Origin of the sequence: Ferrovibrio terrae (assembly GCF_007197755.1) — a bacterium.
In the GTDB taxonomy this organism is placed as follows: domain Bacteria; phylum Pseudomonadota; class Alphaproteobacteria; order Ferrovibrionales; family Ferrovibrionaceae; genus Ferrovibrio; species Ferrovibrio terrae.
Genome location: NZ_CP041636.1, coordinates 251,115 through 271,634 on the forward strand (window position 1 = coordinate 251,115; position 20,520 = coordinate 271,634).

Below are 20,520 nucleotides of genomic sequence, written 5' to 3' on the forward strand. Positions count from 1 at the left end.
ATTCCCCCGCAAGCGGCGGCCGGGCCGCGCCGCGTTGCCGTGGCGTCAGTCCAGAAATCAGCTGCCGGTGAAGACCGGTTTGCGCTTGGCGAGGAAGGCATCCCGCCCCTCGGCGAAATCGGCCGAGTTGAACAGCAGCGCCTGGCCATCGGCTTCCTGCGCCAGCAGCGCCTCCAGCGGCTGCGGGCCGCGCGCCAGCGCCGCCTTGATAAAGCCGACCGGCAGCGGCGCAAGGCTTGCGAATTTCGCCGCCAGCGCCAGCGCCGCGTTCAGCGCCTCACCCGGCGCAGTCACCTCATCCACCAGCCCGATGCGGCCGGCGGTGTCGCCATCGATCTCCTCGGCCAGCATCAGCAGCCGCTTCACCCAGCCGGCATTCACGCGCTGCGGCACCGTCCACAAAGCCGCCAGATCGGGCATCAGGCCGACCTTGCCAAACGAGCAGCAGAATTTGGCATCCTTTGCGGCCACCACCTGGTCGCAGAGCAGCGCCAGCGACATGCCGGCGCCATACGCGTAGCCCTCGACGGCGGCGATCACCGGCTTCGGCCCTGCCACGATCATCCGGGCCAACCGGTGCAGGTTGCCCAGACGCTGCCGCCCGGCCACGCCGGCGACATTCTGCATGGTGGAAATATCGCCGCCGGCGCAAAAGGCGCCGCCGCTGCCGGTCAGCACAATGGCGCGCACCGCCGGGTCAGCCATGGCGGATTCCACCGCGGCGATCAGTGCGGCCCGCAGGTCCAGCGACAGGGCGTTGCGCTTCGAGGGGTAGTTCAGCCGGATCACCTGGATGCCGGGCGGAATCGCCCCTGATTCGGCGGATGTTTCGACAAAAACCAAAGGCTGCGCCGCCGTCATGACCGTTTTCCCCCAATCTGTGGCGCGTTTGTAATTAAATTACCGACGCTCATTGCACAGATTTTATTCAATGTGACCGTTTCCCGGGACGAGTGTAACCGCAGAGACACAGTTCCCGGGCTCGGCGGTCATAATACAGGGTAAGTATTTGTCGGACAGGGGCTTCCCTGATTATCTCGTCGGCGAATTTCTTCTCGGAGGTTACCCCAATGATCAAGTTTGCTTTCCGCGCCGCCCTTGTGGCCCTCGGCCTGGTTGCCGCGGCTCCCGCAATGGCTGCCGACGTTCCGCTCGGCGTTGCCGTCAACGCTGGCGTGGTTTCCGACTACCGCTTCCGCGGCATCAGCCAGAGCGACAAGGACCCGGCCTTCCAGGCTGGTCTCGACGGCACCCTGGCGCCGAATGACTGGCTGACGATTTATGCCGGCCTGTGGGGCAGCAGCGTCGATTTCAATAACGGCACCACCGCCGAAGTTGATCTGGTCGGCGGCCTGCGCGGCACCTTCGACAAGCTGGGCGTCGATATCGGCTTCATCCGCTACAACTACACCGGCAAGGGTCCGGAAACGCAGGACTTCACCGAAGCCAAGCTCGCTGTGAGCTATGACTTCGGCTACGTGCTGCCGAGCGCCGCAGTTTACTACAGCCCGGAATACTTCGGTAACAGCGGCACCGGCGTCTATTACACCGCCGGCGTTGCGATTCCGATCCCGGTGACCGAATTCGCCCCGACCATCAAGGCCAATATCGGCAAGCAGACCGTGGACGTGCCGGCCAACTTCGGCATCACCAAGGACAGCTACATGGACTACAACATCGGCCTGTTCGCCACTTACTGGGGCTTCACTGCCGGCATCCAGTATGTCGACACCAACCTGTCGAAGCCGGAATGCGGCGGCCTGAGCACCTGCGAAAGCGGCGTCGTGGTCTCGCTTAACTACGCCTACACCTTCTGATCCGATCCGCCTCCGGGCGGCCCGAGAACCGCCGCCATCGCAGGATGGCGGCGGTTTTTTTATGCCTGTGAGAACATACTGATCGCGGCATAGCCCGCGAGCGGAACATGCCGCAGCCCAGCGATGCTGGCCGGCGTGATGCCGCCCAGCGCATAGACCGCCAGTCCTTGGCGCCGCGCATCACTCGCCAGCGCCGCGAAGCGCAGCACGCCGAGCGGCGGCGCACCGGGATGGCTGGCCGTGGCAAAAACCGGCGAGATCAGCACGGCATCAGCGCCACGGCGCGCCGCCTGCGCGATGGCGCCGGCATCATGAGCGGCCACCGTGACCAGCCGCAGCCCGGCCCGGCGTGCCAGGGCGGTGTGGCCGATCAATCCTTGCGGCAGATGCAGACCGGCGGCGGCCACCGCACGCGCCAGCCGCACATCGCCCGCCACCACCAGCACCAGACCAAGCCGGCGGCACAGCTCTGCCACCTGCCGCGCCAACGCCAGACGTTTCGCGGGGGGCAGTTCATAATGGCGGAACAGCACGCCATCGCCGCGTGTCAGCCGGCGGATGGCCGGCAGCGGATCCGCCAGGCGGCGCGCGTCGGTGACCAGCCAGCGCCCAGGCATGGACATGGGCAGCACGATGCGGGACTTCCGCCGATGCGGCCGGGTTGATAGCGTGCGGGCCCGAGTTTTCATCACAGCAGCCTGCCATGACCCAGCCGTTGCCGGAAGCCACCGTAGCCTCGCGCCTCGCCGCCATCCGGCAGCAGATCGCCGATGCCGCCGCAACGTCCGGGCGTGCGCCCGATGCCGTGACCCTGGTGGCGGTCGCCAAGACCTTTCCGGCCGAAGCGGTGCTTGAGGCGCTGGCGGCCGGTCAGCGGCATTTTGGCGAGAACCGTGTGCAGGAAGGCATGGCGAAGTATCCAGCCCTGCGCCAGGCGCATCCCGACCTGGTGCTGCACCTGATCGGCCCGCTACAGACCAACAAGGTGAAGCAGGCGGTCGCACATTTCGACGTGATCCATACGCTGGATCGCGACAGCCTGGCGACAGAACTGGCCAGGGAGTTCGAGAAAAGCGGCCGCCGCCTGCCCTGCTTCGTGCAGGTGAATACCGGCGAGGAGCCGCAGAAGGCCGGCTGCGCGCCGCAGGAGGCCGATGCCTTCATCGCCGCCTGCCGTGCGCTGGACCTGCCTGTGGCGGGCCTGATGTGCATTCCGCCGGCCGAAGAAGAGCCAGCGCCGCATTTCGCGCTGCTCAACAAGATCGCGAAGCGCAACGGGCTTGATCAGCTCAGCATGGGCATGAGCAGCGATTTCGAGACGGCGGTGATGCTGGGCGCCACGCATGTGCGCGTGGGCAGCGCGATCTTCGGCGGGCGGAGTTACCCGCCCGCGCAGTAGCGGCTACTGCTTCTTCGTCGTGCCGCCAGACGCCAGCGTGACGCTGTCGCCGGCAATCACGAAAGTGACCGAGCCATCGCTGGTCTTGTAAGTCCACTGTTCGAGCGGGCCGAGCTTCTGCAACTCGCTCGGCTTGCCCAGCGCCTTTTCCAGCGCGGCCCTGGTCTTGGCCGGTTCGGCTTTCTTCAGCGCTTCTTCCGTGGACGGCGGGCCGCAGGCAATCAGGGCCAGCGGCAGGACAAGCATCAATGCAAGGCGGGCCAGACGAGCCATGATCATACACTCCTGAAATCAAAGGGGCCGGGCCAGTTAAGCAACCAACCCGGCCCCGGTAAAGCCGTAAACTCTCGATTTGACGCTTGACTTAGAACTGCAACGGGGTGGCCTGACGCACGCCCGGAATCGCTTTCACCTTCTCGGCCACATCGGCCGGGATGGGACCATCGACTTCGACCAGGCAGATCGCATCCTCGCCGCGCGCGGCGCGACCGAGATGGAAGGTGGCGATGTTGATGCCTGCATCGCCCAGCACCGTGCCGAGACGGCCGATGAAGCCCGGCTTGTCAGCATTGGTGACATAGAGCATGTGCGGGCCCAGCTCGGCGTCGATATCGATCCCCTTGATTTCGACGACACGCGGGTTCTTGTTGGCGAACAGCGTGCCCGAGAGATGGCGCACCTTGTCGGCATGGATGGTGACGCGCATCAGCGTGGCATAGTCACCTTCGCGCTCATGCTTCACCTCGGAGACCTCGATATTGCGCTCCTTGGCCACCAGCGGGGCATTGACCATATTGACGCTGCTGAGCTGACGCCGCAGCAGGCCTTCCAGCACGATGGCCGTGAGCGGGCGCGTATTCAGCGTCGCGACATGGCCTTCGTACTCGATCATCACCTTGGTCAGGTTGGCTTCGGCCAGCTGGCCGACAAAGCTGCCGAGCTGTTCGGCCAGCTTCATGTAGGGGCGCAGCTTCGGGGCATCCTCCGCCGAGACCGACGGCATGTTCAGCGCGTTGGTGACGGCGCCACTCAGCAGGTAGTCGCTGATCTGTTCGGCCACCTGCAGGGCCACATTCTCCTGCGCCTCGTTGGTCGAGGCGCCGAGATGCGGCGTGGCGATGAAACGCTCGTGGTTGAACAGCACGTTTTCCTTCGCCGGCTCGGTGACGAACACGTCGAAGGCGGCGCCGGCCACCTGGCCATTATCCAAAGCGTCTTTCAGGGCCGCCTCGTCCACGAGGCCACCGCGAGCGCAGTTGATGATACGCAGGCCCTTCTTGGCCTTGGCCAGCGCCTTGGCGTCGAGGATGTTCCTGGTCTGCTCGGTCAGCGGGGTGTGCAGGCTGATGAAGTCGGCGCGGGCCAGCAATTCATCCAGCTCCACCTTCTCGATGCCCAGCGAGGTGGCGCGTTCCGGCGTCAGGAAGGGATCGTAGCCGATCACCCGCATCTTCAGGCCTTGCGCGCGGTCGGCCACGATCGAGCCGATATTGCCGCAGCCGATCAGGCCGAGCGTCTTGCCATACAGCTCGACGCCCATGAAGCGGTTCTTTTCCCACTTGCCGGCCTGGGTGGAGCGGTCGGCCAGCGGGATTTCGCGGGCCAGCGCCATCATCATGGCGACGGCATGTTCAGCGGTGGTGATCGAATTGCCGAACGGGGTGTTCATCACGCAGACGCCGCGCGCGGTGGCGGCCGGGATATCCACGTTATCGACGCCGATGCCGGCGCGACCGACGACCTTCAGCTTCTTGGCGGCTTCCAGCACCTTGGCGGTGACCTTGGTGGCCGAGCGGATCGCCAGGCCATCGTAATCGCCGATGATGGCGAGCAGTTCATCCGGCTTCAGGCCGGTCTTGATGTCCACCTCGACGCCGCGGGTCTTGAAGATGTCGACGGCGGCGGGGCTCAGTTCGTCGGAGATCAGAACCTTGACCATGGGAGAGTCCTCGAATGTCAGAATGAGAAAGAAAAACAGGCGCGTTTTGTGAACGCGCCTGTGTCTGAATGGATCAGGCGGCCGCAGCCGGCTTGTAGTTGGCCTTCACTTCCGCGAAGGCCCAGTCGAGCCAGGGGCAGAGCGCGGCGATGTCGCTGGTTTCCACCGTGGCGCCGCCCCAGATGCGCAGGCCCGGCGGGGCATCGCGGTAATGCGCGATGTCCATGGCCACACCTTCCTTCTCCAGGATGGCGGCGATCTGCTTGGCCGCCGCTTCCTGGTCCTTCGGACCCAGCGCGGTGAACCAGGGATCGACCACCTTGAGGCAGATCGAGGTGTTGGAGCGTACGGCCGCATCGCCGGCGAGGAAGTCGACCCAGGGGGTTTGGGCCTTCCAGTCCGAGATCGCCTTCAGGTTGGCTTCCGAACGGGCGATCATGCCCTTCAGGCCACCGACGCTCTCGCCCCATTTCAGGGCGTCGAGAATGTCTTCCACGCAGAGCATGGAGGGCGTGTTGATCGTCTCACCCTTGAAGATGCCGTCGATCAGCTTGCCATCCTTGGCCATGCGGAAAATCTTCGGCAGCGGCCAGGCCGGCGTGTAGGTTTCCAGACGCTGCACGGCGCGCGGGCTCAGCACGATCATGCCATGCGCCGCTTCGCCGCCGGTCGCCTTCTGCCACGACCAGGTCGTGACATCCAGCTTCGACCACGGCAGGTCCATGGCGAATACAGCCGAGGTGGCGTCGCAGATCGCAAGGCCTTCACGGGTGTCAGAAATCCAGTCGCCGTTCGGCACCTTCACGCCTGATGTGGTGCCGTTCCAGGTGAAGACGACGTCGCGGGTCCAGTCGACCTGCTTGAGATCGGGAATCTCGCCGTAGCCGGCCTTCAGCGTGCGGACATCCTTGAGCTTCAGCTCCTTGGAAATGTCCGAGCCCCAGCCGGCGCCGAAGCTTTCCCAGGCCAGGACATCGACGCCGCGCGCACCCAGCATCGACCACAGCGCCATTTCCACGGCGCCGGTATCGGAGGCCGGCACGATGCCGATCTTGTAATCAGCCGGAATGCCGAGCAGCTTGCGATGCAACTCGATGGCATCGACCAGACGCTGCTTGCCCTCTTTCGAGCGATGCGAGCGGCCAACCAGGGCATTCTTGAGGAGTTCGGGGGTCCAGCCGGGGCGCTTGGCGCAGGGGCCGGAAGAGAAATGCGCGGAATTGGGGCGCGAAGCAGGCTTGGTCATGCGTCTATCCTTCCAGATAGTAAGCGCCCCGTTGGGGGGGCGTGTCCCACGGCCCTTCTACCCAAACTGGCCCGGGGGCGCAATGGCTGAAATGTCGCAACCCACCCGCCGCAGTACCCGCCACCCCGAAAAGGAGGCGGGCAACCGGGAATATATCTGGATCGTAACCTTCAACTTTGCTGCTGGCGGCCCCATTCTTCGTAAGGTGGCGGTAAGCCAGCCGCCCGATAAGAGCCCTCCATGCGCCTGCTGCTGATCGAAGATGAAACTGCACTGCTTGACCTGATACAGCGGAGCCTGGCTCGCGCAGGTTTCACCGTCGATACCGCCGGGGCGGCGGAAGGGGCGCGTGATGCGCTGGCGGCGTCGCGCTACGACGCCATTGTTCTCGATCTCGGCCTGCCGGATGAAGATGGCCTGGTGATCCTGAAGGACCTTCGCACCAAACGCGACACAACACCGGTGCTGATCCTCACGGCACGCGATGGCGTCAACGACCGCGTGGCGGGGCTGAACAGCGGCGCCGACGACTATCTGCTGAAACCTTTTGCCGTCGACGAGCTGATCGCGCGGCTGAAGGCCCTGCTGCGTCGCCCCAATGGTGCGCTCGGCGTAGTGCTGGAAGCCGGCAACATCTCCTTCGATACCGTCGGCCGCACTGTCGCCATCGGAGACCAGACCCTGCCACTGACCGCCCGCGAAATGGCATTGCTGGAAAATCTGCTGAGGCGGGTTGGCCGCGTGGTGCCGAAGCGCCACCTGGAGGAGCGCATTTACGGCTTCGACGATGAGGTGACGCCGAACTCGCTTGAGGTCCTGCTGCATCGTCTGCGCCGCAAACTGGCCGGCAGCGGTTTCTCGGGCGAGATTCATACCGTGCGCGGCGTGGGCTATCTGCTGTCGGAAACTCCCGCATGAACCGCCATTGGTCGTTGCAGGCGCGCCTGGCCTGGCGGCTGGGGCTGGTGCTGTTGGGGTCGACACTGCTGGTCGCCATGGTTATCAGCCAGTATGCCTGGTTCGCGCTCGACAATCTTGATGACGTCGGGTTGCAGATTCAGGCCAAGCAGATCGCGCCGCATGCGCGGGTCCGCAACGGCATCATGAGCGTCACGCTGCCGCAGGAACTGGAACAGGCTTATCGCAGCTCCGGCGATGGCTATCTCTACGCCGTGATCGATCCAACCGGCCAGATCGTGGCTGCCTCCAGCGACAAGGCCCGCACCGCCTTTGCCGACCTGTCCTTCAGCCGCCACGCCGATGGCGAGACGGTTTTCCGTCTGCTTGATGCCGGGGGCGGCGAAAGCAGTTATTACGCACTCCAGAGCAGCGAAGGATTGCCCGCCGGTTATCGCGTGATCGTGGCACAGGGGCAGATCCACCCCGATGTCTACATCGACACCCTGCTCAGCGAATTCGCCCTGCATATCGGATGGACCGTGCCCGTGGTGCTGGCGGCAGCACTGCTGATGGCGGCATGGACGATCCGCACCAGCCTCCGGCCGATCAAGGAGCTGTCGGCGCGCGCACTGCAGATCGGCCCGGAGACCCGCAACCTGCGCCTGCCGACCGACGATGTGGCGGATGAAATCCGCGCACTGCCGATTGCCATCAACGCCGCTCTCGACCGCCTGGAACAGGGCTTTGAGATGCAGCGACGTTTCACCGCCAACGCCGCCCATGAACTACGCACGCCACTGGCCGTTCTCACTGCGCGGGTTGCCGAACTCGAACCCAGTCCGGAAATGCGCCACCTGGCCGACGACATCGCCCGCATGAACCGGCTGGTGAGCCAGTTGCTGCAGGTGTCGCGACTGGAAGGCGCGCCGCTGCAATTCGCCACCGTCGATCTGAACAGCGTGGCGGAAACGGTGGTCACCTTTCTGGCGCCGCTGGCCATCGGCGCGCACAAGACGCTGGCCCTGACGGCCGCTCCGCACCCCATACTGGTAAAAGGCGCGGCCGAGGCGCTGGAAAATGCCCTGCGCAATCTCGTCGAAAATGCCATTGTCCATACTGCGCCTGGCACTGAAGTGACGATCATCGTCACCCCGGAACCTGCCATCGCGGTGCGCGATCATGGTCCTGGCGTGCCGCCGGGTCAGCGTAATGAGATATTCGAGCGATTCTGGCGCGGCCGGGTCCGGCTGCAGAGTGGCGGCGCCGGGCTTGGCCTGGCCATCGTGGCAGAAACCATGCGCGGCCACGGCGGCAGCGTCTCGGTCAGTGATTCAGCGGGCGGCGGGGCTGAATTCGTCCTGCACTTCCCGGCCTCCAATGGCGAGGCCTCGTAAGCTTGCTGTAAGCCGAGCCGGGTACACAGTGGCAGCTTCCCCAATCCAGGCTTGCCATGCTGCTCACGCCCCGGCGCGAAATCGCCCCTTTCCAGACACCAGACCGCATTCCGCCCAGACTCGGCTTCTGGCTGCTGTGCCTCGGCATCTTCATGGTGCTGTCGGCAGCCGTGCGACTGACACTGACGATCTGGATCGCCCTCGATACACCGGATTCGTTCCTGTCCTTTGCCGTGGCGTGGCTGGTCGGTCTGGCGGATGATGCTGCAACAGCCGTGCTGCTCGGCCTGCCGTTTCTGCTGGGACTCTATCTGCTGATTCGCGTCTTCCGGTGGCGCACCGGCAAGGCTCTGGCACATCTGCTGCTCGTGGGACTGCTCGGCCTCGCAGTCTTCGCCGCCGTGGCAGAGCTGTTTTTCTGGGACGAATACAACAGCCGCTTCAATGGCATTGCGGTCTACTACCTGATCTTCCCCAAGGAAGTGCTGGGCAATATCCGGGAATCCTTCGACCTGCGGATCTATCTGCCGGCAATCGCGGCCATCGTCCTGGCCATCTATGCTGTTTTGCGGCGTCGCCTGAATCATGTGCTGGAGACGCCGCTCCAGTCCGGCGAATGGCGACGCAGCGCAGCTGTCGCTGCCGCAGCAACATTGCTGGCCCTGCCCTTCCTCCTCGGCGGCCCCTATGAACCGGTCATCGCGCGGACCACGAACGAGCTGGCCGTCAACGGCATGCACAGCATCCTGAATGCCTTCCTGACCAACGACAGCAAGTATGACGGCATCTATCCCGGTATCGACGAGGCCGAAGCCATCCCCCTGCTGCGTGACATGGTGCGGCAGGACAACACGACCAACCTGGCGACGCCGGGCGAGCGCAGCCTGCGCCGACACATCGACAACGGCCCGATGCCGGCGAAAAAGCTGAATGTGGTTCTCGTGCTCGAGGAATCCTTCGGCTCGGTCTATTTCGAAGATGTCTTCGAAGACCGGCAGCGTGACTATCGAAACACCGTGTCACCGAACTGGCACCGGATCGCGGAAGACAGCCTGCTCTTCACCAATATCTATGCCACCGGCGATCGCACGGTGCGCGCGCTGGAGGCCATCTTCACGTCGTTTCCGCCGATCCCCGGCATTTCCACGGCACGCCGCAACGGTTCCGAAGGCATGAATTCCCTGCCTTTCCTGCTCAGGCAGTTCGGTTATCGCTCGACCTTCCTTTACGGTGGACCAACCAGTTTCGACAATATGGGGTACTTCTGGCGCAGCATCGGATTCGACCGGGTGCTGGGCCAGAGCGACATCGCCGACCGCGGCTTCAAAACCATCTGGGGCGTGGCCGACGAATACATGTTCAAGGAGGCGCTCGCGCGCATCGACGACATGGCGGCTGAACCCGGGCCGTTTTTCTTTGCCTGCCTGACGGTCAGCAACCACCGCCCCTTCCGCTATCCCGATGGCCGGATTCCCCAGCGGCCAGGCCTCGGATTCAAGGAGCAGGCTGCTGCCTATGCCGACTGGTCGCTGGGCCAGTTCATCGACGCCGCCCGCGACAAGCCATGGTTCGACGACACCGTCTTCGTGCTGATCGGCGATCACGGACCGAAGGTCTGGGGCGCGGCGCAGATCCCGGTGCAGGGTTTCCGCGTGCCGCTGGTGATCTACGCGCCCAAGCATCTCAAACCGGCCCGCAATCCCGTGCTGGGCTCGAGCATGGACGTCGCCCCCACCCTGCTCGGCCTGCTGGGCCTGAGCTACGACAGCCCGTTCTTCGGCATCGACCTGCATCGCGTGCCGCCGGGCGGCGGCCGGATCGCCATGGCGCATAATTTCGATGTGGCGGTGGGCGATGGCCGCAATGCCGTGATCCTGACTCCGAAAGGCGCCACGCGCCCTTATGCAATGCAGCCGGGTCCGTTCCAGCTGCAGCCCGTGCCTGCCGAAACCGTTCCCGCGCTGATCATGAAACAGGCAGCCGCACAGACACAGACCGCGCATCGCATGTTTTATGCCCGGCAGTATCACGAACTTTCGGAAAAACCCTAGGGTCTGGGCTCAGCCGGACCTGGCGTGGTTCTCAGCCGCCAGTTCCATCAGGCGCGGCGCCCGGTCGGATACTTCACGCAGGATGGTTTCCGCCACCGTGAGGCGCTTGCGGGCATCGTCATCCAGCACGCCCTGGATTTTCTCGCGGTCGATGCGCTCCACCGTCTCGTGCAGTTCCCAGATGGTCGCAAGAAATACTTTCTGTGTGCCGACGGGAAGGACTTCCGCATTCTCCAGCGCGGGGAAAACCCGCAGCACCACATCGATCTTCATGCGCAGCAGATCGACGATCAGCTGGCTGTGGTATTCCTGCAACTGGACCGCGGCCTGCTTTTCCGCGTTCTCCATGCGATCCTCGATCAGGACCAGCACGCCTTCGATCTCGGTCAGCGACTCGCGGTATTCGTAATAGGGTTCGTAGGTGGCGTGACCGATGCGCTGGATCGCATCTTCGGCCTTGGCGCGTGCCCGTTTGGTCTGGCGCTTCAGCGCATCGAGCAGCGTCTCGATCTCGGCTTTCCGGTAGCTCTTGCCGGCAATCTTGGTCATCGCTTGCGTCTTCTCTTGTCCGGCCCTGCAGCGGCACCGGGTCACCGCCGATACTAGCCGGACCATCACATTCCAGCCAACGGCATGTTGGTGACAGTTCATACAAAAACGGCCACCCGGAGGTCCGGATGGCCGTCTTGTCAGTCAGAATCGACAAGAATTTTTCAATCGATCCGGGCGCCCGATGCCTTGGCCACTTCGGCCCAGCGCTTGATTTCGGCATTGAGGAAAGTACCGAAAGCCGCGCCCGCGACATTCGGAACGGCCGAGCCGTTGTTCTTCCAGATTTCCGTCAGTTCCGGCGATTTCATCGCGGTCTGCACTTCCTTGGTCATGCGATCGATGACCGGCTGCGGCGTGCCCTTGGGCGCCCACATGGCATACCAGGTCGAAACCACATAGCCATCCAGGCCGGCTTCCTTCGCGGTCGGGATATCGGGGAAGGCCGGCGAGCGCTGTTCGGCCGCAACCGCCAGCGGCTTGATGCGACCGCCCTTGATCTGCGCGGCCGAGGAGCCCAGGCCGTCGAAGATCATCTCGATGCCCTGGCCGCCGACCAGATCCTGCATCGCCGGGCCGGCGCCACGATACGGCACATGGGCGATGTCGGTCTTGGTCAGGATCTTGAACAGCTCGCCCGCCAGATGATGCGAGGTGCCGTTGCCGGCCGAACCGTAAGACAGCTTGCCCGGCTTGGCCTTGGCTTCGTCGATCAGCTGCTTCAGCGTCGTTGCCGAGGTGCGGCTGGCGTTGACCACCACCACCTGCGGCGGCTGCGCGATCAGGATAACCGGGATGAAGTCCTTCTCGATGTCGTAATCCAGCTTCGGATAGACCGAGGGCGCGATGGCATGGTGCGCACCGCCGATGAAGAAGTTATAGCCATCGGCCGGCGCGCGTGCCGCAAGACCGGCGCCGAGCGTGCCGCCCGCGCCGCCGCGGTTGTCGATCACGATCTGCTTCCCAAGCTGGTTGCCCAGATGGGCTGCCAGCGGACGGGCGAAAGCATCGGTACCGCCACCGGCCGGGAAGGGCACGATGAAGGTGATGGGCTTGTCGGGCCAGGTCTGCGCCTGGGCAGCGCCGGGCGCAAAGCTCATTGCAGCGAGAAGCGCACCCGATGCCACTGCCGTTAATGCCAGAATCCGCCGCATATCTGAATCTCCCTTCTAAGCGCACCGGTTCATTCCGGTCATCGCGCGTTTCCTCAGGGGGAAAGTTTTACCGGCAAATGCGGGCGCAAACCAACCCATTTCGTTGGACATGCAACCTTTTTGCAGTGCCCGGGCTTTTTGCAGTGCACTGGGCGCGGTTGCCCAAATCTCAGCCGGTCAGCAGCAGCACCAGCGCGAGCAGCAGGAAGGCTGACGCTGCCAGATAGCGCGCGAGATTCAGCGGCAGGCGGCGCATCAGCGCCTTGCCGAGAAACACGACGGGCACATTCGCCAGCATCAGGCCCAGCGTGCTGGCGAATGTGACAATCAGGATCGCGTCGTAGCGCGCGGCCAGCGCCGTGGTGGCCAGCTGCGTCTTGTCACCGATCTCGGCGATGAAGAACATCGCCAGCGTGGTGAGGAACGCGCCCCAGCGCCCGGTGTTTTGTGCAGCGTCGTCTTCGAGCTTGTCGGGGATCAGCGTCCACACCGCCATCGCCACGAAAGAGGCAATCAGCACCCAGCGCAGCACCTGCGGCGCCAGCAGGTCTTCGAGCCACACACCCAGTGCGGCGGCGGCCAGATGATTGGCGACGGTGGCGGCAAGGATACCGGCCAGGATCGGCCAGGGCCGGTTGAAGCGCGCCGCCAGCAGCAGCGACAGCAGTTGCGTCTTGTCGCCGATCTCGGCGACGGCAACCACGCCGGTGGTGGTAAGGAAGGCGGATAATTCCGGGGCAGCAAACATGGGACAGGCACATCGGGGACCGGGCGGCGATCAAGGCCATAGGCTGTCCCGTCGCCGCCCGGTCCGGGATGCAACGGTACAAGCCTAAGGTCTCGCCATACCGGAGATCGAACTCCGGTCCGGAAGCGCCAAGGCAGCGGGCAGATTGCTGGTCGCCCGTGCCTAGTCTGTTGACGCTTCCCCCGCTCAATCTTCTGCAAGACGGCGGACGGCTACTCCCCAAAGGGTGCGGGGTCTGTGTAGCGCGGATCGGCCGGGCTGCCAAGAGATCCCGCGCATACGGCAATATTCCTAGTGCGCGAGATATTTTAGTAAAAACAATCTGGAGTATTTGTTTCTCAAGGAACAAAGAATAAACTGAAGCCATGGTCGCACGTTGCCGCACGGTCGCATTCCAGGGCATCGAAGTGATGCCGGTCGAGGCGCAGGTGCAACTGGCAAACGGCCTGCCCGCCTTTGCCGTGGTCGGCCTCGCCGACAAGGCAGTGGGCGAGAGCCGTGAACGCGTGCGCGGCGCACTTGGCGCCATCGGTCTGGCCCTGCCGCCCAAACGCATCACCGTCAATCTCGCACCCGCCGACCTGCCCAAGGAAGGCAGCCATTACGACCTGCCGATTGCGCTGGCGCTGCTCGCGGCGATGGGCGTGCTGCCGCCCGATGCACTGGACGGCTATCTCGCGCTCGGCGAACTCGGCCTCGACGGCGCGGTCGGGCCCGTCACCGGCATATTGCCGGCCGCTCTCTCAGCGCATGCGCAGGATCGCGGCCTGATCTGTCCGCAGGCACAGGGCAGCGAGGCGGCCTGGGCCGGCGATGCCGAACGCGTGCTGGCAACGCCCTCGCTGCTGGCGCTGATCAATCACTTCAAGGGCAGCCAGGTGCTGCCCAACCCACGACCAGGTATTGCCGCCGAGGACGGCGCGACTCTGCCCGACCTGCGCGACATCAAGGGCCAGGAAAGCGCCAAACGTGCGCTGGAAGTCGCTGCAGCAGGCTCGCACAATCTGCTGCTGATCGGTCCGCCGGGCGCGGGCAAGTCGATGCTGGCCCAGCGCCTGCCTGGCATCTTGCCGCCGCTGGATTCGGCCGAGATTCTCGAAGTCAGCATGATCGCCTCGCTGGCCGGACAGTTGCCGGATGGCAAACTGACACGCCGCCGTCCGTTCCGCGCGCCGCATCATTCGGCCTCGATGGCGGCGCTGGTCGGCGGCGGGTTGCGCGTGAAGCCCGGCGAAGTCAGCCTCGCGCATCTCGGCGTGCTGTTCCTCGACGAGCTGCCCGAATTCAATCGCCAGACGCTCGACAGTCTGCGTCAGCCGCTGGAGACCGGCGAATGCGTGGTGGCGCGCGCCAATGCGCATGTCAGTTATCCGGCCCGCGTGCAGCTGGTGGCGGCGATGAATCCCTGTCGCTGCGGCCATCTCGGCGATCCGGCCCAGGCCTGCAGCCGCGCACCGAAATGCGGCGCCGATTATCAGGCACGCCTGTCGGGTCCGCTGCTCGACCGCATCGATCTCACGCTCGAAGTGCCGGCCGTCAGCCCCGATGATCTGGCCGCGCCACCGCCGAGCGAAGACTCAGCCACGGTTGCCGCCCGCGTGGCACAGGCGCGCGACATCCAGCGCGACCGCTATGCCCGCACCGGCAGCGGCGGGCTGTCGAAAGACGGCCGCGACGTGATCCGCACCAATGCGCAGGCCGATGGCCAGCTGCTGGAGCGGATCGCCGCGCCCGACGATGCCGGGCGGAATCTGCTCACCGAAGCGGCCAAGGCGATGCACCTGACCGCGCGCGGCTACCACCGCGTGCTGCGCGTCGCGCGTACTCTGGCCGACCTCGACGGCTGCGACAGCGTGCGCCGCATGCATGTGGCGGAAGCCCTGAGCTATCGCAGGCTGGGGTTTGTGCGGTGACTAGCTGCGGGTAAACCGCCGCATGCCGAAGGCGAACAGCAGCCCGCCAGCATACATCAGCACGCCATAGAGACCGCCCGGTATTGCCAGCGCGTCATCCTGCAGCACGGTGCTGGCGATCACGATGGCAAGCGTCGCATTCTGCACGGCCGTCTCGATGCCGAGCGTGACCGACTGGCGGCGCGACAACCGCGCCAGCCAGGCGACCAGGAAACCGACGGCGAGCATCAGCAGATTGAGCCCGATGGCGAAACCCGCGAGGCTGCCGAAATTGTCGCGCAGCAACACCCAGTTCTTGGCCACCGCGCCGAGCACGATGAGGATGAACAGCACGGCCGCCACGCGCGTCGCCCGCGGCTCCCAGCGCAGCGCGCCGTCCGGCCAGCGGGCGCGCACCAGCATGCCCAGACCGACCGGCACGCCGAGCATCAGGAAAATCTGCCCCATCATCAGGCCGACCGGCACGGTGACGCCGGCCCCGCCTGCTCCTTGCGCGTTGCCGCCGAAATGCTGCATCGACCAGATCACGATCGGCGGCAGGGTGAAGATCGTCGCCACGCTGGCCACCGCCGTGAAGCTGACCGCCAGCGCCACATCGCCGCGCGCGATATAGGTAAGCAGGTTCGAAGTGGTGCCGGTAGGACAGGCGGCGAGAATCATGAAACCGATGGCGAAGACGCCGCCGATGCCGACCGCCTTGAGCAGCAGGAAGCAGATCAGGGGCAGCAGCACGAAATGACACAGCACGCCGACGAGAAGCGCGCGCGGCTGTCGCACGATGCGCACGAAATCCTCGACGGTCAGGCCGAGGCCGAGCGAGAACATGATGAAGGCCAGAATGCCCGGCAGCAGGATGGTGGTTACGATATCGCCTTCCATGTCGTCTCGCCCCTTGTTCGGCCGTCTGCAGCGGCACTTTTTCTCGGCGACACACCGCATCGCCCGCCACGACGATACGCCAAGCCGAACGCGGTTTCCACGCCTGCCGCCGCGTATTGTCAGGATGCAATCGCGCGGTCGCCATAGTTCGGTCGGGGCCGTAGCATGAGTAGATGAACCGGCGAAGGCGGCATGGCATGGTGCAGCCGAACCGCTCACTGGAACCGTCCGCATGAACACCGCCGCCATCTCCACCCCGCCCCGCTCTCTCGCATTCGAGCTGCTGCTGCTCGCGGCCCTTGCCACACTCTGGGGTGCGTCCTTCACCTTCATCAAGCTGGGCGTGGAAACCATTCCTCCGGTGACCTTCATCGCCGCGCGTACCGTGATCGCCGGCGGCCTTCTGCTCTGCATTCTGCGCGCCCGTGGCATCAGGCTGCCGCGCGATCGCGCCACCTGGCGCAGCCTGGCCATCCAGGCCTGCCTCAACTCGGTGATGCCGTTTACGCTGATCGCCTGGGCCGAAACCCGCATCGATGCCGGCCTTGCAACGATCCTGAATTCCACCACGCCGATCTTCGCCTTCCTGATCACCTGGGCGATCACGCGGCATGAAGCTGTCACCGGGCGCAAGCTGTTCGGCACGGTGATGGGAATCAGCGGCGTCTGCATGATCATGGGGGTCGGGGCACTGACCGGCCTGGGCAGCGATATGTGGGGTCAGCTCGCCATGCTGGCGGCGTCGCTGTCCTACGGCGCAGCGGCCATCTACGGCCACAATTTCAAGCATCTCGATTCGATGGTGCCAGCGGCGGGCTCGATGCTCTGCGGCGCCGTGATCCTGGTGCCGCTCAGCCTGATCGTCGACCAGCCCTGGACCCTGCAGCCATCGGACACCTCGCTGCTGGCGCTGGTCGCGCTGTCAGTGTTTTCGACCGCGCTGGCCTTCGTGATCTATTTCCGGCTGGTGCGCACGCTGGGCTCGGTCGGCGTGACGTCGCAAGCCTACCTGCGCATCCCGATCGGTGTCGGCATCGGCGTGGTATTCCTCGGCGAAACCCTTGCGGGCTCGGCCTGGCTCGGTCTGATCTTCGTGGTGATCGGCGTGGCGGCGATGTCGCTGCCAGCCCGCAAGGCCGGCTGAGATTTAGTCGGCATCCGACAGGTAGATCGCGCCGAGAATCTTGGTGACACGGCCGCCTTCCATCAGCGGCAGCGCCAGCTTGTCGACCTGCAGGTATTCGCGCGCCGAGGGGCTGATCCGCGAGGCATAGACCGGCGCGCTGACCCGCACCACCCTGGCATATTCGTCCAGCGGCTTATCACCGATGCGGTCGGCCGAGGCGCTGACCATCTTGCCGGTGAGATCGAAACCGAACAGCGTCGTGAGTGCTGTCCCGTACAGGCGATAGCGGTATTCGTTGTTGTCGAGGCAATCGAGCAGCATCAGGTGGCCGAACCAGGGCAACAGGTCTTCATGCGAGAAATCGCTGCGCGGCGGCGCCTGACGGCTGCCCCGCCTGGCATCCCAGAGATCGAACAGGCCGCGCAGCTTCGGATGCGAGATCGCCACGTCGTGGCTGTCGTCGTGGTAGGACAGACTCTGGCGCTTGAACTGCATCATCATCGGGTAAGCTCCGGCGAATCTCGCCTGTTGGGGTGTCGAGGTATCCCAACCCCGATTGCCCGGCCGAACCCAGTGCTTTTCCGGTTCGAGTGCGGCCCTTGCGCGAAAATTCCGGTAACCTTCTGTCTACTTCGGGCGTTAGGCCTGTAACCCTTCTCGGGGACATTCTCGCCCGTCGGGCGGATTCGTGACGGTCAACGCAGCCTGACGGGTAGTCGGCCGCGCCGGAAGCCGTTAAAAACTTGCCACACATTTGGCCAGATTACCGGCTTTCCTGTCTGCCTGTAGCGTGGATGCATTCGCAGCGATGACTGTTCAGAAAACAGATGTTGTCATTATCGGCGCGGGCCCGGTCGGCCTGTTCGCCGTATTCGAATGCGGTATGGTGGGGCTGAACTGCCACGTGATCGATGCGCTCGACGCCATCGGGGGACAGTGCAGCGCGCTGTATCCGGAAAAGCCGATCTACGACATTCCCGGCTTCCCACAGATCAGCGGGGCCGGCCTGGTGGAGCAGCTTGAACTCCAGGCCGCCCCGTTCAAGCCGGTCTATCATCTGGGCCAGCGCGTCGACAAACTCGAACAGCCCAACGGTGTCGGCGGCGGCTTCCGTCTCACAACATCAAAGGGCAATGTGATCGAGGCCGGCGCGGTGATCATCGCGGCCGGGGCCGGCGCGTTTGGCCCCAACCGCCCGCCGCTGGCCAATATCGAATCCTTCGAGGGCCAGCCCGGCGGCTGCGGCGTGCATTACCTGGTGCGGCGCGCCGAGGATTTCCGCGCCCGCCGCATCGTGATCGCAGGCGGCGGCGACAGCGCGGTGGATTGGGCGCTGATGCTGCATGGCGTCGCCGCGCAGATCTGGTTCGTGCATCGCCGCGACCAGTTCCGTGCCGCGCCCGACAGCGTGGCCAAACTGCGTGCGCTGGACGGCTATGGCCTGGATATCGTGGTGCCCTACCAGCTCGATGCGCTGGAGGGCGGTAATGGTGTGCTGACCGGCGTGACGGTGAAAACACTGGAGGGTCAGACGAGAAGCCTGCCGGCCGATGCGCTGCTCGCCTTCTTCGGCCTGAAGAGCGATCTGGGGCCGATTGCGCAGTGGGGCATGGAACTGGATCGCCACCACCTGCCGGTCGATCCGGCCAACTGCCAGACTTCCGTCCCCGGCATCTTCGCCATCGGCGATGTGGCCACGTACCGCGGTAAGCTCAAGCTGATACTAACGGGCTTCGCCGAGGCAGCCTCAGCGGCACATGCGATCTATCCGCTGCTCAACGACGGCAAGCCGCTGCATTTCGAGTATTCGACCTCGAAGGGTACGCCCGGAAGCGGCGTCAAAGCCTAAACGATACGGCTGGTGCGGTTGCCCCAGTAGCGATCCTTGATCAGCCGCTTGTAGAGCTTGCCGGTCGCATGACGCGGCAGGGCTTCCTCGAAATCGATCGAGCGCGGGCATTTGATGGCGGCCAGATGCTGGCGACAATAGGCCAGCAGTTCCTCGGCCAGCGCCGGGCCTGCGTCTTTCATATCGACCGGCTGCACGACCGCCTTCACTTCTTCGCCGAAATCCTCGTTGGGCACGCCGATCACAGCGACATCCGCCACCTTAGGATGCTCAATCAGCACATTCTCGGCTTCCTGCGGATAGATATTCACACCGCCGGAAATGATCATGAAAGCCTTGCGGTCAGTGAGATAGAGATAGCCCTCGGCATCGAGATAGCCGATATCGCCCAGCGTGCTCCAACCCTTGTCGTTGAAGGCCTGTTTCGTCTTGGCATCGTCATTGTGATAGGTGAAGGGCTGGCCGTTGCCGAAATAGACTAGGCCAGACTCAGCCGTGCCCAGTTCCGCGCCGCTCTCGTCATCGACGATATGCAGTTCGCCGATAATGGCGCGGCCGACCGAGCCTTTATGCGTCTGCCAGTCCTGGCTGGTAATGAAGGTCATGCCGTTGCCTTCTGAAGCCGCGTAATATTCAAACAGCACCGGACCCCACCAGTCGATCATCTGCTGCTTGGTCACGCTCGAGACCGGACCGGCGCCATGAATGGCCACGCGATGCGACGAGAGATCGTAACGGCTACGGACTTCCGCCGGCAGCTTGAGCATTCGCACGAACATGGTAGGCACCCAGTTGCTGTGCGTGATCCGGTGCTTTTCGATCAGCCGCAACGCCGCTTCGGCGTCGAAATGCTGCATGATCACCAACGCGCCACCGACGCGCAGGACCAGCATGCAGTAGCGCAAAGGTGCCGCATGATAGAGCGGCGCCGGATTGAGGTAGCGCATCTGCGGGCTGTAGTCGTACAGCCTGTAGCCGTTGTCGACGAAATAGCTGCGGGTGCCGACCGGATCACCGTTGATCGGCCGCTTGATGCCCTTCGGCTTGCCGGTGGTACCCGACGAATACAGCATGTCGCGGCCCTGCATCTCGTCCGCCACCGGTGTCGCCGGCATGGCGGCGACGGCAGCCTCCCAGCTTTCATAGCCCGGCTCAGGCTGACCGCCGATCATGTAGAAGCGCTCGACGCCTTTGCACTGCGCGTGTAGTTCGGCAGCGATACTGCGGAATTCGTCGGTGATCACCAGCACGCGCGCGCCGGCATCGCTGGTGATATAGGCAATCTCGGGCGCACTCAGCCGCGTGCTGACCGGTGTGTAATACAGTCCGGCGCGGTCAGCGCCGAAACAGATCTCAAAGAATTCCGGCCGGTTTTCGATCACCAGCGCCATATGGCTGCGTGGGCCGAGGCCGAGCTTGCGAAACAGCTGCGCGGCACGGTTCGAGGCCGACTCAAGCTGGCCGAAGGTGGTGACGGCGCCGGTCTCGGCCATGACGATGGCCGGCTTGTCAGGCGTCTTTTGTGCATGCTCGGTGATATAGACGAGGTCGGACAA

Annotated in this window: 19 protein-coding genes; 8 read left to right on the forward strand and 11 right to left on the reverse strand. The window is 64.4% G+C overall.

Translation table 11 applies throughout. The features are described 5' to 3' along the window. Nucleotides 1-57: 57 nt before the first annotated feature. The gene (locus tag FNB15_RS01180; RefSeq protein WP_144066952.1) at nt 58-861 is read right to left on the reverse strand and encodes an enoyl-CoA hydratase/isomerase family protein; all 804 of its coding nucleotides are present in this window, start codon (nt 859-861) and stop codon (nt 58-60) included. Between the two features lie 209 nt (nt 862-1,070). On the opposite strand from FNB15_RS01180, the gene FNB15_RS01185 reads away from it, so the two are divergent. Next, nucleotides 1,071-1,817, forward strand: a complete 747-nt coding sequence (locus tag FNB15_RS01185) for a TorF family putative porin (protein ID WP_144066953.1) — start codon at nt 1,071-1,073, stop codon at nt 1,815-1,817. Between the two features lie 59 nt (nt 1,818-1,876). On the opposite strand, the gene FNB15_RS01190 is transcribed toward FNB15_RS01185, so the two are convergent. Further along, on the reverse strand, nt 1,877-2,440 hold the full coding sequence (locus tag FNB15_RS01190) for a thiamine phosphate synthase (protein ID WP_246068761.1): 564 nt from the start codon (nt 2,438-2,440) through the stop codon (nt 1,877-1,879). 80 nt (nt 2,441-2,520) lie between these two features. Between FNB15_RS01190 and FNB15_RS01195 the strand changes: the two genes are divergently transcribed. Continuing rightward, the gene (locus tag FNB15_RS01195) at nt 2,521-3,216 is read left to right on the forward strand and encodes a YggS family pyridoxal phosphate-dependent enzyme (RefSeq protein WP_144066955.1); all 696 of its coding nucleotides are present in this window, start codon (nt 2,521-2,523) and stop codon (nt 3,214-3,216) included. Nucleotides 3,217-3,219: 3 nt separating this feature from the next. Here FNB15_RS01195 and FNB15_RS01200 read toward each other — a convergent pair whose 3' ends face one another. The 3 genes from FNB15_RS01200 to FNB15_RS01210 all read right to left on the reverse strand — a co-directional run bounded on the left by FNB15_RS01200 (nt 3,220) and on the right by FNB15_RS01210 (nt 6,401). Beyond that, nucleotides 3,220-3,489 (reverse strand): hypothetical protein, encoded by a 270-nt coding sequence (locus tag FNB15_RS01200; protein WP_144066956.1) that lies wholly within the window; start codon nt 3,487-3,489, stop codon nt 3,220-3,222. A gap of 91 nt (nt 3,490-3,580) precedes the next feature. Beyond that, complete coding sequence (gene serA, locus FNB15_RS01205) at nt 3,581-5,155, reverse strand: phosphoglycerate dehydrogenase (RefSeq protein WP_144066957.1); 1,575 nt, start codon at nt 5,153-5,155, stop codon at nt 3,581-3,583. Between the two features lie 73 nt (nt 5,156-5,228). Next, nucleotides 5,229-6,401: a phosphoserine transaminase gene (locus FNB15_RS01210; RefSeq protein ID WP_144066958.1), complete on the reverse strand. Its 1,173-nt coding sequence runs from the start codon at nt 6,399-6,401 to the stop codon at nt 5,229-5,231. Nucleotides 6,402-6,641: 240 nt separating this feature from the next. Between FNB15_RS01210 and FNB15_RS01215 the strand changes: the two genes are divergently transcribed. Genes FNB15_RS01215 through FNB15_RS01225 form a run of 3 tightly spaced genes read left to right on the forward strand, consistent with a single transcriptional unit; the run spans nt 6,642 to nt 10,746 of the window. Then, the gene (locus FNB15_RS01215) at nt 6,642-7,319 is read left to right on the forward strand and encodes a response regulator (RefSeq protein WP_144066959.1); all 678 of its coding nucleotides are present in this window, start codon (nt 6,642-6,644) and stop codon (nt 7,317-7,319) included. Further along, nucleotides 7,316-8,695 (forward strand): sensor histidine kinase, encoded by a 1,380-nt coding sequence (locus tag FNB15_RS01220; protein ID WP_144066960.1) that lies wholly within the window; start codon nt 7,316-7,318, stop codon nt 8,693-8,695. Before FNB15_RS01215 ends, FNB15_RS01220 begins: the two co-directional genes overlap by 4 nt. 56 nt (nt 8,696-8,751) lie before the next feature. Then, nucleotides 8,752-10,746, forward strand: coding sequence for an LTA synthase family protein (locus FNB15_RS01225; protein ID WP_144066961.1), 1,995 nt, complete (start codon nt 8,752-8,754; stop codon nt 10,744-10,746). Between the two features lie 9 nt (nt 10,747-10,755). Here FNB15_RS01225 and FNB15_RS01230 read toward each other — a convergent pair whose 3' ends face one another. The 3 genes from FNB15_RS01230 to FNB15_RS01240 all read right to left on the reverse strand — a co-directional run bounded on the left by FNB15_RS01230 (nt 10,756) and on the right by FNB15_RS01240 (nt 13,197). Further along, nucleotides 10,756-11,295 carry a hypothetical protein gene (locus tag FNB15_RS01230; RefSeq protein ID WP_144066962.1) on the reverse strand — a complete coding sequence of 180 codons (540 nt, stop codon included), beginning with the start codon at nt 11,293-11,295 and terminating at the stop codon, nt 10,756-10,758. Between the two features lie 164 nt (nt 11,296-11,459). Then, nucleotides 11,460-12,449, reverse strand: a complete 990-nt coding sequence (locus FNB15_RS01235) for a Bug family tripartite tricarboxylate transporter substrate binding protein (RefSeq protein ID WP_144066963.1) — start codon at nt 12,447-12,449, stop codon at nt 11,460-11,462. A 169-nt stretch (nt 12,450-12,618) separates the two neighbouring features. Then, nucleotides 12,619-13,197, reverse strand: a complete 579-nt coding sequence (locus FNB15_RS01240) for a TMEM165/GDT1 family protein (protein ID WP_144066964.1) — start codon at nt 13,195-13,197, stop codon at nt 12,619-12,621. A gap of 365 nt (nt 13,198-13,562) precedes the next feature. On the opposite strand from FNB15_RS01240, the gene FNB15_RS01245 reads away from it, so the two are divergent. Beyond that, nucleotides 13,563-15,110 carry a YifB family Mg chelatase-like AAA ATPase gene (locus tag FNB15_RS01245; RefSeq protein ID WP_144066965.1) on the forward strand — a complete coding sequence of 516 codons (1,548 nt, stop codon included), beginning with the start codon at nt 13,563-13,565 and terminating at the stop codon, nt 15,108-15,110. Here the strand turns inward: FNB15_RS01245 and FNB15_RS01250 are convergent, their stop codons facing one another. After that, on the reverse strand, nt 15,111-15,989 hold the full coding sequence (locus FNB15_RS01250) for a bile acid:sodium symporter family protein (protein WP_185973664.1): 879 nt from the start codon (nt 15,987-15,989) through the stop codon (nt 15,111-15,113). 232 nt (nt 15,990-16,221) lie between these two features. Here FNB15_RS01250 and FNB15_RS01255 point away from each other — a divergent pair, with 232 nt between their 5' ends. Then, complete coding sequence (locus FNB15_RS01255) at nt 16,222-17,133, forward strand: DMT family transporter (RefSeq protein WP_144066967.1); 912 nt, start codon at nt 16,222-16,224, stop codon at nt 17,131-17,133. A 3-nt stretch (nt 17,134-17,136) separates the two neighbouring features. Here the strand turns inward: FNB15_RS01255 and FNB15_RS01260 are convergent, their stop codons facing one another. After that, nucleotides 17,137-17,616, reverse strand: a complete 480-nt coding sequence (locus FNB15_RS01260) for a PAS domain-containing protein (protein WP_144066968.1) — start codon at nt 17,614-17,616, stop codon at nt 17,137-17,139. 307 nt (nt 17,617-17,923) lie between these two features. On the opposite strand from FNB15_RS01260, the gene FNB15_RS01265 reads away from it, so the two are divergent. Continuing rightward, nucleotides 17,924-18,964 carry an NAD(P)/FAD-dependent oxidoreductase gene (locus FNB15_RS01265; RefSeq protein WP_144066969.1) on the forward strand — a complete coding sequence of 347 codons (1,041 nt, stop codon included), beginning with the start codon at nt 17,924-17,926 and terminating at the stop codon, nt 18,962-18,964. Here the strand turns inward: FNB15_RS01265 and FNB15_RS01270 are convergent. Then, nucleotides 18,961-20,520: an acyl-CoA synthetase gene (locus FNB15_RS01270; protein WP_221932718.1), complete on the reverse strand. Its 1,560-nt coding sequence runs from the start codon at nt 20,518-20,520 to the stop codon at nt 18,961-18,963. The two genes, FNB15_RS01265 and FNB15_RS01270, sit on opposite strands and share 4 nt — an antisense overlap.